This is a genomic window from Pseudoalteromonas rubra (assembly GCF_004212645.1).
Taxonomy (GTDB): Bacteria; Pseudomonadota; Gammaproteobacteria; order Enterobacterales; family Alteromonadaceae; genus Pseudoalteromonas; species Pseudoalteromonas rubra_G.
This window is the reverse complement of record NZ_PPUZ01000006.1, coordinates 66091-80276: the sequence shown is the minus strand read 5'-3', so window position 1 is coordinate 80276 and position 14186 is coordinate 66091. Positions and strand designations below refer to the sequence as shown.

Here is a 14186-nt window from a genome sequence, read left to right as displayed (position 1 = left end):
GCCTCAAAATGGAACACTTAATTAAGCAAATTGGTATTATCTTATTAAACAAGACTCACATAGCGATTTTATATTTCAATTTTAATATTACGCAGGCAGGGACAGTTCGCAAGTTTTTTGTGACTTTTTAGTAAGTTAATGAGGAAAGCTAGTAAAAAAGCGCGAGAAAAGGTAATTAAATATGACTATATATTGCATAAATAGCTGATGATAGCGTGGTATTGTCATGTCGAGCAGTACATCAGCCGATGTACTGCCCGGTGCCTGTATCAGGCTGTCGCAAGTTTGCGCTTTTTGAAGTACTTGTACAGACCAATCAGAGAAGCCGCTATCCAGAACAGTTCAATGACAAAGCTTGCGAGGTTAAAGTTATAGCAAAGGCTGATAAGTAGTAAAATGGCACCACTGAGGTTCATAATATTGTACTTAATACCGTCAGGACTAACTTTGTCCAGCTGAAGTAAAAAGAACGCACCAACCACCAGGAAGGTACCCGTCATACCAATGATATCAAACACTATGTCTATCATGTTTTTGTCCATATAAAATAGGCTCACCCAAACACGCTGGCCCGGATCCATGGGTAGGGTGATTTTCAGTCTTTGAAACAGCACAAACCTTACTATGGTAGGACTTGAAGCTGGGGATAGACAGGATATTTGTCCGCTTGCTTAGCACAAAGTGACCGCTGAATTTATCATCTGACTACAGCAACACACTGCAACCTCTAGGTTAGCTTAATATGGCAAGTACAAAACCAATTAAGCAAAATTGCACAGTGTGATAGCCCGCATTGATAAGAAACAATTTGAGCGGCCGTTGTTCAAACAAGTAACTGGTCCCCAGGGTGCTGGCAACAAAGCAAACTCCAACAGCCAAACCCAGCAGCACACTATCCACTATGGCCGGGCTTTTTCCCAACAGTGCAGCCATGAGCAGCGCAGCCAGCACAGACAAAAACATGGCACCAGAGAAAATCAGTTTATGATCGGCATTTTGAATATCCAGTTCCGTTAGCCCGGCCTCTTCAAGCCAGGGTTTATGGAACAATAAAGGCGAGTACCATATTCCTCCCAAAGCGAAGGAGGAGATCGCCGCAATAACAACGGCAACCACATCTACATCAAACACAGTCACAGCACTTACCTCAATTATTTCACTAATCTCAATTTAGTTAATAACCTTTGGAAGAGCAAACCGGGCCTTGCATGGATTATTTAAGTACCGGGCGTTTCTGAAGTTTTCTTTGCAAGGTTCGCCGGTGCATGTTCAATTGTCTGGCGGTTTCAGAAATATTACCTGCATTAGATTTCAGGGTTTGCTGGATATGCTCCCACTCCAATCGCTCGGGAGACATGGTGTTATCATCAGCAATATCCAGCGGCGTGTTAGTGCCCAGCAAGGTTTTGGCTATAAGCTGGGTGTCCGCAGGCTTAGTCAGGTATTCATCAGCGCCCAGTTTTATTGCCTCCACAGCCGTTGCAATGCTGGCAAACCCGGTCAGCAGCACAATTTTACTATCCGGGACAATCTGGCGGATCAATGCGATATGCTGCAACCCGGAGCTGGCCGTTAGCTTCATATCCAGTAACACATAATCCGGCAAAAATGCCTGACACCGAGGCCCGATGTTCAGTTCATCATGGACACACAGACAATCAAAGTCCAGCTTACTCATTCTACGCGACAGCGTAGTGGCGAATGGCACATCATCCTCAATAATTAACAACTTCATAATTTATACAACCGGTAACGTTACCACAGATACAGCACCCCGACTCTGATGATTAGATAAGTGTAAGGTCCCTTCGAGTCGCTCGATTGTAGCATGAGAAAGCAACAGCGCCATGCCCAGGCCAGACGAACTATCGACCACCGACTTACCTATCAGTGCCAGCTTGTCCATGTCTATACCAGGCCCAAGATCGCGTATCGACAAGGACCAGGTCTGCCGGTTTCCTGCTGCAATGTCCTCAGACAATGTAACGCTGACTTCCAGGCGCGATGCCGAGCATTTTTCATTGGCCTTAGCGGCATTCACAAACAGGTTGAATAGCGCCGGGATCAACATAGGATCGCCACTGACCGAAAACGGCTGCGCCGGTAACTGGCAGGCAATCGTTTGTTCAGGGAATTGCAAAGTCATAAGCTCATGGAGCTGCTGCCAGAGCGTTTCAAACGCTTGCTTATTGACCTGAGCATGAGGTTTAAGTAACTCAGTCTGCGCCCTGAAACCATCCAGCTGGGTTTTGCACTGAGTAAGCGGTGCGTGCATCTCCTGCACGGCGGGGTGTTCGGGAAAGTCCTCATTTAACTCTTCTAACAGCAGGCTCAGATGCGCGATGGGAGTTGCCAGTTGGTGAGTCACTTGAGCGGCAGCACTCCCCAGCGCCAGTACCTGCTCCTGTTGCAGTTGCTTTTCACGGCTCTTGGCCAACGCCAGTTCACGTTGCTGAATGCGGCTTGCCAGATAGGTGACAATCGTTACCGTCACAATCACCATAAATATAAAGTTCACCAACATGCCAAGCAGGTGCTGCCCCATGTGCATACCATGATGATGCATCGGCACAACCGTATACAAATAGCCATAAGCAGCCAGCGCCGCGACAGAGATAAACACCACAAACCTTAATGGCACAGTGACCGCGGCAATGATGCAAGGCAATAGCAGTAAAGAGACAAATGCGTTGCTGGCGCCACCAAGAAAAGACAATAACACAGTCAAAAACAGAATATCTGCCACCAGCTGCATCACCATTGCACCCGGAGACACATCGCTGACTTTGCGATAGGCATAAATGCTCGCCAGCTGGAACAAGGATTCCAGTGCAATCACCGTAAAGATCGGCTGCTCAGGCAGGTTTTTGTCCAGAAACCACAAAGAAATAAGCACCAGTACTAGTTGCAGCACAATGGCGATGGAGCGGAGCAACAGTAACTGGCCAAGGGCCGAGTTGGGAGAGAAGTTAATCAACATGTTTTTACGTTTTACACTTTAAAATTGTCGGCATGCTAAGCATGCCGACTTGGAGTTCGGCTATCAGCCAGCGCGCCTGGATTGCCTGACAATGGCAAGTTGGCCGTCGATGTGGACATCACGCTGTGGAAATGCCACCACAATGTCATGTTCTGCAAATAGCTCATCAAGGCGAAAGCGCACTTTGCTGCGGGCCTGCCTGAGACCGCCCTCAACCGTCGAGTTAAGCCAAAAATTAACTTCAAATATCAGTGCATTGTCGCCAAAGTCTTCGAACGTGACCTGGGGTTTGGGGTCATTCAAAACTTCTGGTTGTTCCTCGGTTGCCTGCAAAATCAACGCCGCAACCTGTTTGGCCGGCGAACCATATGCTACGCCAACCCGTACCGAAGTGCGCATGAGTTTATCGACCAGCGTCCAGTTGGTCACAGTGTTTTCCAGTAATTTACTGTTGGGGATCAACATATGCACCCCATCCACCCGTCGCAGGCGAGTTGAGCGCGTATTGATTTTTTCCACTATGCCTTTGGTCCCTTCCACTTCGAGAAAATCACCAATGCGAATGGGCTTCTCCCACATCAAAATCCAGCCGCTGATAAAGTTGTTGATGATATTCTGGGCGCCAAAACCAAAGCCAATGGCAATTGCACCGGACAGAAATGCGAAGGCCGTGATGGGCACATTAATCACGTCTAATATGGTGATCACAGTAATGGCGATGGCAAGCACATAGCACAGCCTTTGGACCAGATGTACCATATTGGGATCGGTATTGCCCGCTCTGAGTCGGTTGGTCAGCTTACCAACCAGATACCGCGTCAGCCAAATCCCGACTAACAAAAGCACCGGGACGAGCAATAATTTACCTAAGGTAAAGGTGCGCTCAGCATAGGTAAATAGCGGAAAATTTAATAATTCGATCAGTTTATCCAGGTAAATCAACACACACCTCTTGCGACTCTTGGCCTACGCCATATTTCCGTTCAATGAACACTTTGTTTTGGTTGTTATTCGTACTTGAGCTTAAATTCCGGACAAGGCGTTCCCTGATGAAACAACAGTTGCCAGCCCGACGCTCTGTGACGCCAGATCGACATTCTGACTGAATAATTTAAATTAGAATAGGCATTTCGGCGATAAGCGGCATGATAGGTGATCTGTGCCAGGTTTTCGGTCAACATTTGACCCTGAAAGTCCTGATTATAAAACTGCGGGACTTTTTCACGGGGTAACCTGGCCAGCACATGGGACTTATTAAACATCAGCCCGTTAGCGGAAATCTCATAGAAGTCTTCATCCAACAGCTGAGCCAACCGTTGCGGGCTTTCCCGCACCGCCGGGTCCAGTAGCTCACGCTCCAAATTGATGAGAGTATCCAGCGTATCAAATTTAATTTTTTGCATTATAAACCAAACAATTAACGCCACCTATTCCTTTTAGTCTAGTCAATAAGCCCATTTCAACAAGGGAGAATTGAGTGTATCACAACGCAGTTTGCGATATACTGTGCCTTAGCCTACTGGTCGGATTTGAATAAGAGATAAAATGAAGTACGCAAAAATAACCGGATGGGGAAAAGCCATTCCCCCCGCCTCTATCAGTAATGACGAACTAAGTAACATTGTAGATACCAACGACGAGTGGATCAGCACCCGCACCGGCATTAAGTCTCGCCGCGTGAGTCATGTCAGTACCGCAGATCTGGCTACTCATGCCAGTAAGCAGGCGCTTGCCTGTGCCGGTCTCAAAGGCACCGACATTGATTTGGTCTTGCTGGCCACCTGTACGCCTTCCACTATGGTGGCTAACACTGCATCTCTGGTACAAAAAAACATCGGGGCGATTGGCGCCGCGGCCTGTGATACAAACGCTGCTTGTTCAGGCTTTTTATACGCGCTGCAAAATGCCACAGCCCAGATCCAGGCCGGTATGATCAAGCGCGCCGTGGTCGTTGCGGCCGAACGTATGACCTGGTACGTCAACTGGGCCAAGCGCGACAGCGCGGTGCTTTTTGGTGATGGTGCCGGTGCAGTCATTCTGGAAGCAAGTGACGAGCCTTGTGGCTTGCTAGGCACCAAAACCGGGTGCGACAGTGAAGATCGGGGTATTTTACATATCTCAAATTACGGCACAGATCTGAGTCGTTATGACCCAGCGGGCCCGTCGGATCTCGCATTTGAAGGGCGTGAAATTTTTAAACGCGCCGTCACTGGGATGAGCGTTGCCTGTGATGATGTACTGGCGCAGGCGAACTTATCGCTGTCCGACATCGACGTACTGGTGCCCCACCAGGCAAACCTGCGGATCATTCACGCAATCCAGAAAAAGCTTGATATTGCAGATGACAAAGTCATGGTCAATATCGACAAGTACGGTAATACCTCAGCCGCCACCATTGCGATCGCCCTGTGCGAAGCCGTGGAGCAAGGGTTAATTAAACCTCACGCTAACATTATGTCTGCTGCGTTTGGTGCCGGCCTGACCTGGGCTGCCAGCTACATCAAATGGGGTGAGCGAGTAACGCCTGTGGCCCAGTGCGAAGAGACGCTGCCTGCGTGTGAACAAACCGGTATGGAATTGATTGCCAGTGCCGTCAGGGCATGCCAACAGTAAAAGCCGCATTCCTTTACAGGGCCAGTTTAGCATTCACGCTGAATTGGCCGCATCTACTCGACCCTTGAACCCCGCTGATGGTAAACTCACCACACTTTTTACCCGCTTACCAGCCCTATCTGAACGATAAACATGCAGGCTGGAAGACAATAGCTCAAATAAGGGGAACCCGGTGTTTAAACCACATTCCGACATTGCCAATTTGGCACCACAGATCGTATGGCAATTCTTTGACCAAATCTGTGCCATTCCACACCCGTCAAAACATGAAGAAGCGTTAGCCACCTTCATTGTTGACTGGGCAAAGTCTCAAAATCTGGCCGTACGCCGCGATGAAACGGGCAACGTTTTCATCAAAAAACCGGCCACACCAGGCATGGAAAACCGCAAACCCGTGGTGCTGCAGGCGCACATTGACATGGTGCCGCAGAAGAACGACGACACAGATCATGACTTTACCAAAGATCCTATTCGCCCTTATATCGACGGTGAATGGGTGACGGCACAGGGCACCACATTGGGTGCCGACAATGGTATGGGGATGGCGTCTTGCCTCGCGGTGCTGGCATCATCGGATCTTCCTCATGGCCCGCTGGAAGTGCTGCTGACTGTAGATGAAGAAGCTGGTATGTCTGGTGCATTTGGCCTGCAAGCCGGCTGGCTGGAAGGTGAGATCTTACTTAATACCGACTCTGAGCAGGAGGGTGAGATCTATATGGGCTGCGCCGGTGGCGTAGATGCCAGCATGACACTCAAATTGGAACGCCAGCGCATTGCCGAGGGTCATCAGCTGGTCGAAGTCAGCTTAAAAGGCCTTAAAGGCGGCCATTCGGGTGTTGATATCCACACAGGTCGCGGTAACGCCAATAAATTACTGGCACGCGCGTTGAAATATCACCTCACAGATGTGGATTTCAATCTAGTGGCCTTTAAAGGCGGCTCACTGCGTAACGCCATTCCGCGTGAAGCTTATGCGACGATTGCCATTGCGCCTGCGCAGCGTGCTCTGCTTGAGCAACGTTTGAGTGATTTCCAGGTCGTGTTGAGCAATGAGCTGGGTGCCATTGAAACCAACCTCACCTTTGCCGTCACTGATACCGACAGTGTATTTGATGCTATGTCGGCACAGGCTCAGGCCACTTTACTGGCTCTGCTTAATGCCTGCCCGAATGGCGTTGTGCGTATGAGTGATGATATTCAGGGTGTGGTAGAGACATCTCTGAATCTGGGTGTGATCACCACTGAAGCCGACAAAGTAGAAGTACTTTGCCTGATCCGCTCTTTGATTGATTCGGGTCGGACCGACGTAGAGGGCACGCTGAGTTCACTGGCTGCGCTGGCTGGGGCCGAAATCGAGTTTTCTGGTGCCTACCCTGGCTGGAAACCCGATCCTGACTCGGCTTTGGTGCATATTTTCCGCGATATGTACGAGGGCATTTATGGTAACAAACCAGACATCATGGTGATCCACGCTGGACTGGAATGTGGCCTGTTTAAAGAACCCTACCCTGACATGGACATGATCTCGTTCGGCCCGACAATCAAGTTCCCGCACTCACCGGATGAGAAAGTGCACATTGAGTCAGTCGGTCTTTACTGGCAACAAATGCAAGCCTTACTGCAAAATATTCCTGAGCGCGATTAATATCGTACACAGAGTCAATCAGGCACCTCAGGGTGCCTGATGTTTATTGTCCCTGGATGCGAAAAGCTTACTCCTGACAAGAGATAGAGGCTTTTGTATCACCCGCAGGCTTGATACTTATATCACTGAAAGACAGGCTCATATTACCAGAGGCTGAAAGTTCAAATGGCATCACCATTTGGTCAAACGCCACCCCTTGTCTGGCAAAGCATTGCAAATCAACCGTCAGCGTTTGCCACTGCTGAGCAGTCAGGCCCTGTAATTCAGCCGTGATATCGACATCAGAGCGACAACTTCCCGGCTTATCCCCTTCACTTTCACAGTGCATGCCAACAAACGCTTTGTCTGCAACCGCATTGCCACGCTTTATCGTCATACTGAGCACACCCGCGGATGCCTGATAGCGGGCCAAATCTTCTCTGAAGCCATTGCCACTGACAAACTGCACACCTGCGGCTGGGCCTTGCCAGTCGACTCTGAAAGCGTCTTCCTGGATAACCTTATCAATGGTTCGAAAACTCAAACCGTCCAGTGCCATACTACTGGCGTTGACGGCAAGGCTCTGCTGGCCCGAGAACAGTCGCATCTGCCACGGCTGCTGTGTTTTGCCATTGAATATCTCATACACGTCTGAGGTGCTGAGCGCAGTATCAACGTGCTCCGGCAAAGTGTTGCTCAGCACCGAAGGTTCGCCATAACTCAAACCGAACCCATAGGGCAGTAAAGGCGCATAGTCCTTATCACCACGGTTAACCGGTTTGCTGGGATGTGCAGGCCAGGAAAATGACAGGCGACCGCTAAAGTCATACTGTATTTCACCCTTGCCGCTTCTCAGTAACACATCGGCAACGGCCTCACCCTGAGAACCCGGCAGCCAGGCTGCCACAAAGGCATCACTGGCATTGAGCTCAGGGTTGATCCACATAGGTCTGCCACTGATAAACACCGACACCACAGGAATGCCTTGCGCCCTGAGTGACTTTAACAAGGCCAGGTCGCGTTTGTTGCCATGCTGATAAATCAGAGTTTCACGGTCTCCGTGGCCTTCGGCATAGGGCTCCTCACCAAATACCACAATGGCTACATCCGGTTTGGTGTCAAACTGGCCGTTTTCGCTTAGTACAACCTCTCCTCCCGCCTGTTTTATCTGGCTTGCCAGTCCATCGTAAATCGACTGGCCACCCGGAAAATCGCTGTTCTGATTATTGGTGCCCTGCCAGGTAATGGTCCAGCCACCCGATTGCTTGCCAATATTGTTCGCCGCATCACCGGCAATCAAAATGCGCTGATTGGGGGCCAGCGGCAACAACTGCTGATTATTCTTGAGCAGGACCAGGGACTCCCGCACAGCCTGACGGGCGATGTCGCGATGTGCCTCGTGGCCAATTAACTGCGTATTGTTAGCATGCAGGCGATTTGCCGGGCTGGGTTTATCGAACAACCCAGCGCGGAATTTTACCCGCAGAATACGACTTACCGCATCGTCGATACGAGCCATGGGAATAACTCCCGCTTTGACCTGAGCGATGGTGTTTTCCAGCAAAGGTTTCCAGGCATCGGTCGGGACCATATACACATCCAGGCCAGCATTGACGGCCTGCGGACAATTGTCATTCTGGCAACCGGGGATCTGACCATGGCCATTCCAGTCACCAACCACAAAACCATCGAATCCCATTTTGTTTTTCAGCACGTCGGTCAGCAGGTAGCGATGGCCGTGTATCTTCTCACCCTGCCAGCTGTTGAATGACGCCATCACGGATTGTGCGCCCGCCGTCAGACCGCCCACATAACCCTGAGCATGAATATCAAACAGCGCTTGTTCAGCGTCAATATTATTGCCCTGATCGTCGCCTTTGACCGTGCCGCCATCGCCAAGGAAATGTTTCACGGTGCTTATCACCCGATCATTCCCCAGGAAATCCTCATCAGCATGACCCTGCAAGCCATGTACTATGGCTGCGGCATAGGCTTTTACGATTTCGGGGTCTTCCGAATACCCTTCATAGGTGCGTCCCCAGCGGTCATCCCGTACCGTGGCAACCGTCGGCGCAAAGACCCAGTCAATGCCCGTAGCCATCACTTCTTTCGCCGTTGCCTGGGCAATTTGTTCAATCAGTTCAGGATTATTCGCAGCCCCCAGGCCGATATTATGAGGAAATAACGTGGCACCAATCACATTGTTGTGACCATGCACCGCATCGGTGCCCCACATAGTCGGAATGTTGATGCCATCCAGCGAGTCATCCACAGAGGCCTGATACATGGCCTCGGCGAGGTCAACCCAGTCCTGAACACTGGCATGTTTGTTATTGCCCGGAAATGCTCCGCCGCCATTGAGGTAAGAGCCAAATCCGTAACGGCGCATATCTTCCACTGTGATATCACGAATTTCGGGCTGGATCATCTGAGCCAATTTCTGCTCTAACGTCATCTTACTGAGCAAAGCCGCTACCTGACGCTCAATGACAGGATCTTTGGCTACCTCAGACTGGATTGTGGGCCAGATATCAATCCCTTTTACCGTTGCCCCAGGTTCAGACTGGCTGCTACATGCGCTAAGCACAGCGACGGCCAAGACACTCAGTGACATTTTAATTGTTTTTTTCTTCACTTTACTTCTCCGTGGATAGAAAAACAGGTCGGTGTCCCTTGAGGCCAAAGTAACCGATAAACACGTAACACACTGCCGGAAGCAGGAAAGACAGTTGCACACCAGAGAGATCCGCCACCATCCCCTGAAGTAGCGGCACGATGGCGCCACCCACAATCGCCAGGCACAATACACCTGCACCATGGCTGGCGCTGTCGCCCAGCTTCTCAATCGCAAGGCTAAAAATGGTGGGGAACATAATTGAATTAAACAAACCCACAGCAAGCACAGACCACATTGCCACCGGGCCTTCGGTCACAACGGCCAGGCACAACAAGACAATCACCATGACTGCGTTGAATGCCAGCACTTTGCCCGCCGCAATTTTTTGCATCACCAGTGCACCGACAAAACGACCAACCATGGCTCCGCCCCAGTAATAGGCAATGAGTTGCGCGGCCTGCGCTTCGTTTAATCCGGCAATGCGTGGATCATGTAAAAAGTTCACCAGGAAGCTGCCAATGGCAACCTCAGCACCGACGTATAAGAAAATCGCCACAGCCCCCAGTTTGAGGTGTCTATATTGCAGGGCCTTTTTCAGCGAAGGCGCACCCTGCGGCTCGGCCCCCAATGATGGCAGTCTGATAAAAGCAAAGACGATGGCCAACGCGGCCAGTGCGCCTGCAATCATCAGATAAGGAAATTGCACCGCTGAGGCATCGGCATGTGCCGGTTCGCTACTGCCAGAGAAAATAAGCCAGGCACCAAAAAAAGGCGCAACGGTTGTCCCCAGCGAATTAAATGCCTGCGTCATTGTCAGTCGAGACGAGGCGGTTTTGGCCGGGCCCAGCGCACTGACAAACGGATTAGCAGAAACCTGTAACACGGTAATGCCCGAAGCCAGCACAAATAAGGCGCCCAAAAACACGCCATATACCCCCAGTTCAGCAGCCGGATAAAACAACAGGCAACCTACACTGGCCACGCTCAGACCTGTGATAATGCCCTTTTTAAATCCAATCCTGCCCACCAATATGCCAGCCGGGATGGAGACGATAAAATAAGCGCCAAAGAAGCAAAACTGCACCAGCATGGCCTGGGTATAAGTTAAGGAAAAAGCCCCTTTCAGATAGGGGATTAAAATGTCATTTAAGCAGGTGATAAAGCCCCACATAAAAAACAACGTGGTCAGCGTGAATAAGGCAAACCTATGCCCGTTACCCGGCTGTGCCTCATGCTGGGTATCCAGCATCACAGATGAACTAGCCATAATGAATTTCCAACAAAAAATAGGACAAGCGGGCTCTGGCATCGCGCCAGGCGACGACCAGAGCTTACTCAGAATTAGTTAAACGTGTAGCGAAAGCCCAGCGCATAACGCGGCCCGTATTGGCGGGCGAACAGGAATTGACGTTCATAACGGCCAAAACCCTGCTCGGTTTCATCATTGAGGTTGACCCCTTCGAAGAATACCGTCAGCTGCTCAGTCATGTCGTAGTTAACGCTCATGTCCCACTGGCCAAAGGCCTTGGCAAACTGTGGCGGGTTATCCGAGGACCCCTGATCCTGCCCAACCCCTATCAAATACTCATCGCGCCAGGCGTAAGTCAGTTTTACCGACAGGCCATCGAGTTCATAAAACACCTGGAAGTTGGCAGAATCGCTCAGTCCGGTCAGCGGAGTTTGCTGCTTAAGGCTGGCCACATCAAACTCCACATCGCCATTCACAAAGGTGGCGTTGACACCCACACCGAAGCCGGTCTCGCCAATCAGGTGCTGCAGCGCAACCTCAATACCATCTACCGACTTGGTGTCCGGGGCATTAAACGGTCGGGTAAAGTCCCACACAATCAGCGGGTCTTCGGCGTTTGGTGTGATATACCCCTGCTCATTGAGCGTTGCGCCATTGGCCTGCATTTGTGCGAAAATGGCGTCATTGGTGGCCTGCTCGCCACGGCTTTCGATGTCGGCAACCGCTTGTAACCATCTTGGCCCCTGATAAATATCGTGAAAACCCTCTACGGTGGTCGAATTCACCTGACTACCGATGAAGTTTTTTACCGACTTATCGAAGTATCCAATAGCTGCATAGCTGCCCTCGCTGTAGTAGTACTCCAGGCTGAGGTCAAAATTGGTCGACTCGAACGGTTGCAAGTTGGTATTACCTTCGCTGGCATTGCGTGAACCAATTTTTGGGCTTTTGGTAAGACTTCGGCCACCGACCAGGTCGCCAAGCGGCGCACGGGAAATGGTTTTACCCCAGGACAGCCTGGCAACCAGCTCATCGGTGACATCCACGCGTAAATCCACCATAGGTAACACCACGTCGTGCTCACCTTCAAGGGTAAAGAAGGCATCTCCGTCAGGTACGTATTGGGTATGCCATTCACTGCCGCCTTTCCACCATACGGCCGTTGGCGTTGGCTGGAAAGTACTGCTGGTGACATCCGTTTGTTCGTAGCGGACACCGGCGTTTATCTGTACCGGATAGCTCGCAACCTCGAACTCCCAGAAGCTAGACAGATAAATACTGCTGGTTTCTTCTGTCACGCTGTCACGCGACAGAGTGCCCATGTCGTGATACGCCGTAGTCGCAAAATAATCTTTGCCGCCGAGTAATTCATTGGTCAAAAAGGCTTCAGAGCGAGCGGCAACCTCATCAAAGTCAAAGGTGTAGTAATAATGTGGCTGCAGGGCACTGCCACCGCCGTCAAATGCATTTAAAAAATCACTGGTGTCATGTTGAGTAAACATGCCGTCGGGGAACAACTCCGGCCAGGCAGGATTAAACAAGAAACCACCAATCAAACCACTCCAGGCGTTAGAGCCACTCATTTCTTGCTCTGTACGTGCCACACCAAACTTGATATTCACCAGTCCCCAACGGTCACTGAGGTTTTCCCATACGCCATCAAGCTGTAACTGCTCAACAGTCGCTTTACCGGGTGAATGTACAAACTGGCTAAAATGAGAGTCAATTTCACTGGCTGCCAGCTCGTTGGTGCCGTTTTTCCACAAAATCTCAGCATGGGGGATTTCGCCGCTGCGATAGTCATAGCGTTTGGTTGTTAACTGATCCGACCCAAGCACCAAAGTGCCTTCACTGCCAAGACCAACGTCTGCGCCGTTATCGGTTTCGCTTTGCGAATCGTGATAATCCAAAGTGAGGCTCAGCGCATCGCTGGCCTGCCACTGAACATTAAAGCCAATGGAGCGCTCTTTGACTTCGGTCGTCGAACGTGAGGCACTGAAAGAGCCATCGTTACCGCTGATATCGGCATAAACCACAGTGCCGTTTTCATCCAGCTCATAGCCATTAATGTTGCCGCCGTAGTCGTTCCACATCCCCCATGAAATGGCATTTTTACCGGTTATGGATTTGGTCCCGGTATAATCCAGGGTCATCACGATATCGTCACTGGGCGCATACTGAAAGACTACCTGACCATTGGTTCTTTCGCGCTGCAAATCGCTTATCTGATAATTCATATCCCGTGGGAAGAAGTAATCTCCTGCTGGCACCCCTTGCTCATTCAGCGGGCGATTGTCGATGACGTTACCGGCCTCCAGGTTGGTGGGTAAATCCACGTTCGCCTGCCAGCCCTGAATATTGGCACTTTGCTGCTGAAAGTCCCGCCGATGGTGATTGATGTTAAAACCAAACCCGATGGTTTCATCCAAGAATGCATTGGAGTATAAAGCTGAAACCTCTGGTGTGATGTCGTCGCCTGCCACATTGGAGGAGTCGTGAATGGCCTTGGTAGAAAAGGACATTTTCTCGGCGCCACTGTCGAGCGGGCGCGCTGTGACGATGTTAACCGTGGCGCCCAACCCACCGGTTGGGTTGTCAGCGCGCGCTGTTTTATAGACTTCGAGCGCAGTTACCCCATCGGACGAAAGATTTTCGAAGTTATAAGAGCGGCTGTTACCCGTACCCGGCATTTGTCTGCCATTGAGCGTGACCAGGTTAAAGTCGGGGCCGAAGCCACGCACAGTGATCTGACTGCCTTCACCATTGCTGCGACTCACTGCCACACCGGTAATGCGCTGCAACGACTCCGCCAGGTTGGTGTCGGGAAACTTGCCCATCTCTTCTGCTGAAATCGCATCCACCACGCCCGACATATCCCGTTTGACGTTCATAGAGCGGATCAAACTGCCCTTGATCCCACGTACCTCGATAACCTCCGGTGTTTCTTCTACCTGCGACGCAGCTTCCTCAGCCTGCACCATAGAAGTACCAAGTACCGCACCGATCAGAATCGCGACATGTGAGAGTTTATAATTTACTGTATTCATAATGACCTGCTTGAATAATTTTCGCTGTCTGGGCGTGGCAATGCCACGCCATCGGT

Annotated in this window: 11 protein-coding genes; 2 read left to right on the top strand and 9 right to left on the bottom strand. The window is 50.7% G+C overall.

All coding sequences use genetic code 11. The features are described 5' to 3' along the window. Positions 1–269: 269 nt before the first annotated feature. From C3B51_RS03400 to C3B51_RS03375, 6 genes are all read right to left on the bottom strand, one after another. On the bottom strand, positions 270–530 hold the full coding sequence (locus C3B51_RS03400; protein ID WP_125718308.1) for a CBU_0592 family membrane protein: 261 nt from the start codon (positions 528–530) through the stop codon (positions 270–272). Positions 531–732: 202 nt separating this feature from the next. Then, entirely contained in the window at positions 733–1137 is a 405-nt protein-coding gene (locus C3B51_RS03395; protein ID WP_125718310.1) for a DUF1761 domain-containing protein, read from the bottom strand. 76 nt (positions 1138–1213) lie between these two features. Further along, complete coding sequence (locus C3B51_RS03390; protein ID WP_130244178.1) at positions 1214–1735, bottom strand: response regulator transcription factor; 522 nt, start codon at positions 1733–1735, stop codon at positions 1214–1216. A gap of 3 nt (positions 1736–1738) precedes the next feature. Next, complete coding sequence (locus C3B51_RS03385; protein ID WP_130244177.1) at positions 1739–2980, bottom strand: ATP-binding protein; 1242 nt, start codon at positions 2978–2980, stop codon at positions 1739–1741. A 63-nt stretch (positions 2981–3043) separates the two neighbouring features. Then, positions 3044–3922 (bottom strand): mechanosensitive ion channel family protein, encoded by an 879-nt coding sequence (locus C3B51_RS03380; protein ID WP_125718394.1) that lies wholly within the window; start codon positions 3920–3922, stop codon positions 3044–3046. A gap of 65 nt (positions 3923–3987) precedes the next feature. Then, positions 3988–4383: a DUF4440 domain-containing protein gene (locus C3B51_RS03375; protein WP_130244176.1), complete on the bottom strand. Its 396-nt coding sequence runs from the start codon at positions 4381–4383 to the stop codon at positions 3988–3990. A 142-nt stretch (positions 4384–4525) separates the two neighbouring features. Between C3B51_RS03375 and C3B51_RS03370 the strand changes: the two genes are divergently transcribed. Together C3B51_RS03370 and C3B51_RS03365 are read left to right on the top strand one after the other, a co-directional pair. Then, positions 4526–5593, top strand: a complete 1068-nt coding sequence (locus C3B51_RS03370) for a ketoacyl-ACP synthase III (protein ID WP_130244175.1) — start codon at positions 4526–4528, stop codon at positions 5591–5593. Positions 5594–5765: 172 nt separating this feature from the next. Next, positions 5766–7238, top strand: a complete 1473-nt coding sequence (locus tag C3B51_RS03365) for an aminoacyl-histidine dipeptidase (protein WP_130244174.1) — start codon at positions 5766–5768, stop codon at positions 7236–7238. Between the two features lie 67 nt (positions 7239–7305). On the opposite strand, the gene C3B51_RS03360 is transcribed toward C3B51_RS03365, so the two are convergent. The 3 genes from C3B51_RS03360 to C3B51_RS03350 all read right to left on the bottom strand — a co-directional run bounded on the left by C3B51_RS03360 (position 7306) and on the right by C3B51_RS03350 (position 14130). Next, positions 7306–9831, bottom strand: a complete 2526-nt coding sequence (locus C3B51_RS03360) for a glycoside hydrolase family 3 protein (RefSeq protein ID WP_130244180.1) — start codon at positions 9829–9831, stop codon at positions 7306–7308. Positions 9832–9853: 22 nt separating this feature from the next. Further along, complete coding sequence (locus tag C3B51_RS03355; protein WP_130244173.1) at positions 9854–11101, bottom strand: sugar MFS transporter; 1248 nt, start codon at positions 11099–11101, stop codon at positions 9854–9856. A gap of 74 nt (positions 11102–11175) precedes the next feature. Continuing rightward, positions 11176–14130 (bottom strand): TonB-dependent receptor, encoded by a 2955-nt coding sequence (locus C3B51_RS03350; protein ID WP_130244172.1) that lies wholly within the window; start codon positions 14128–14130, stop codon positions 11176–11178. Positions 14131–14186 lie beyond the last annotated feature (56 nt).

What these genes read in the sequence shown, in the direction of transcription:
- C3B51_RS03400 (WP_125718308.1), bottom strand. Translation starts at nt 530, where the DNA reads ATGATAGACATAGTGTTTGATATCATTGGTATGACGGGTACCTTCCTG.
- C3B51_RS03390 (WP_130244178.1), bottom strand. Translation starts at nt 1,735, where the DNA reads ATGAAGTTGTTAATTATTGAGGATGATGTGCCATTCGCCACTACGCTG.
- C3B51_RS03385 (WP_130244177.1), bottom strand. Translation starts at nt 2,980, where the DNA reads ATGTTGATTAACTTCTCTCCCAACTCGGCCCTTGGCCAGTTACTGTTG.
- C3B51_RS03375 (WP_130244176.1), bottom strand. Translation starts at nt 4,383, where the DNA reads ATGCAAAAAATTAAATTTGATACGCTGGATACTCTCATCAATTTGGAG.
- C3B51_RS03370 (WP_130244175.1), top strand. Translation starts at nt 4,526, where the DNA reads ATGAAGTACGCAAAAATAACCGGATGGGGAAAAGCCATTCCCCCCGCC.
- C3B51_RS03360 (WP_130244180.1), bottom strand. Translation starts at nt 9,831, where the DNA reads ATGTCACTGAGTGTCTTGGCCGTCGCTGTGCTTAGCGCATGTAGCAGC.
- C3B51_RS03355 (WP_130244173.1), bottom strand. Translation starts at nt 11,101, where the DNA reads ATGGCTAGTTCATCTGTGATGCTGGATACCCAGCATGAGGCACAGCCG.
- C3B51_RS03350 (WP_130244172.1), bottom strand. Translation starts at nt 14,130, where the DNA reads ATGAATACAGTAAATTATAAACTCTCACATGTCGCGATTCTGATCGGT.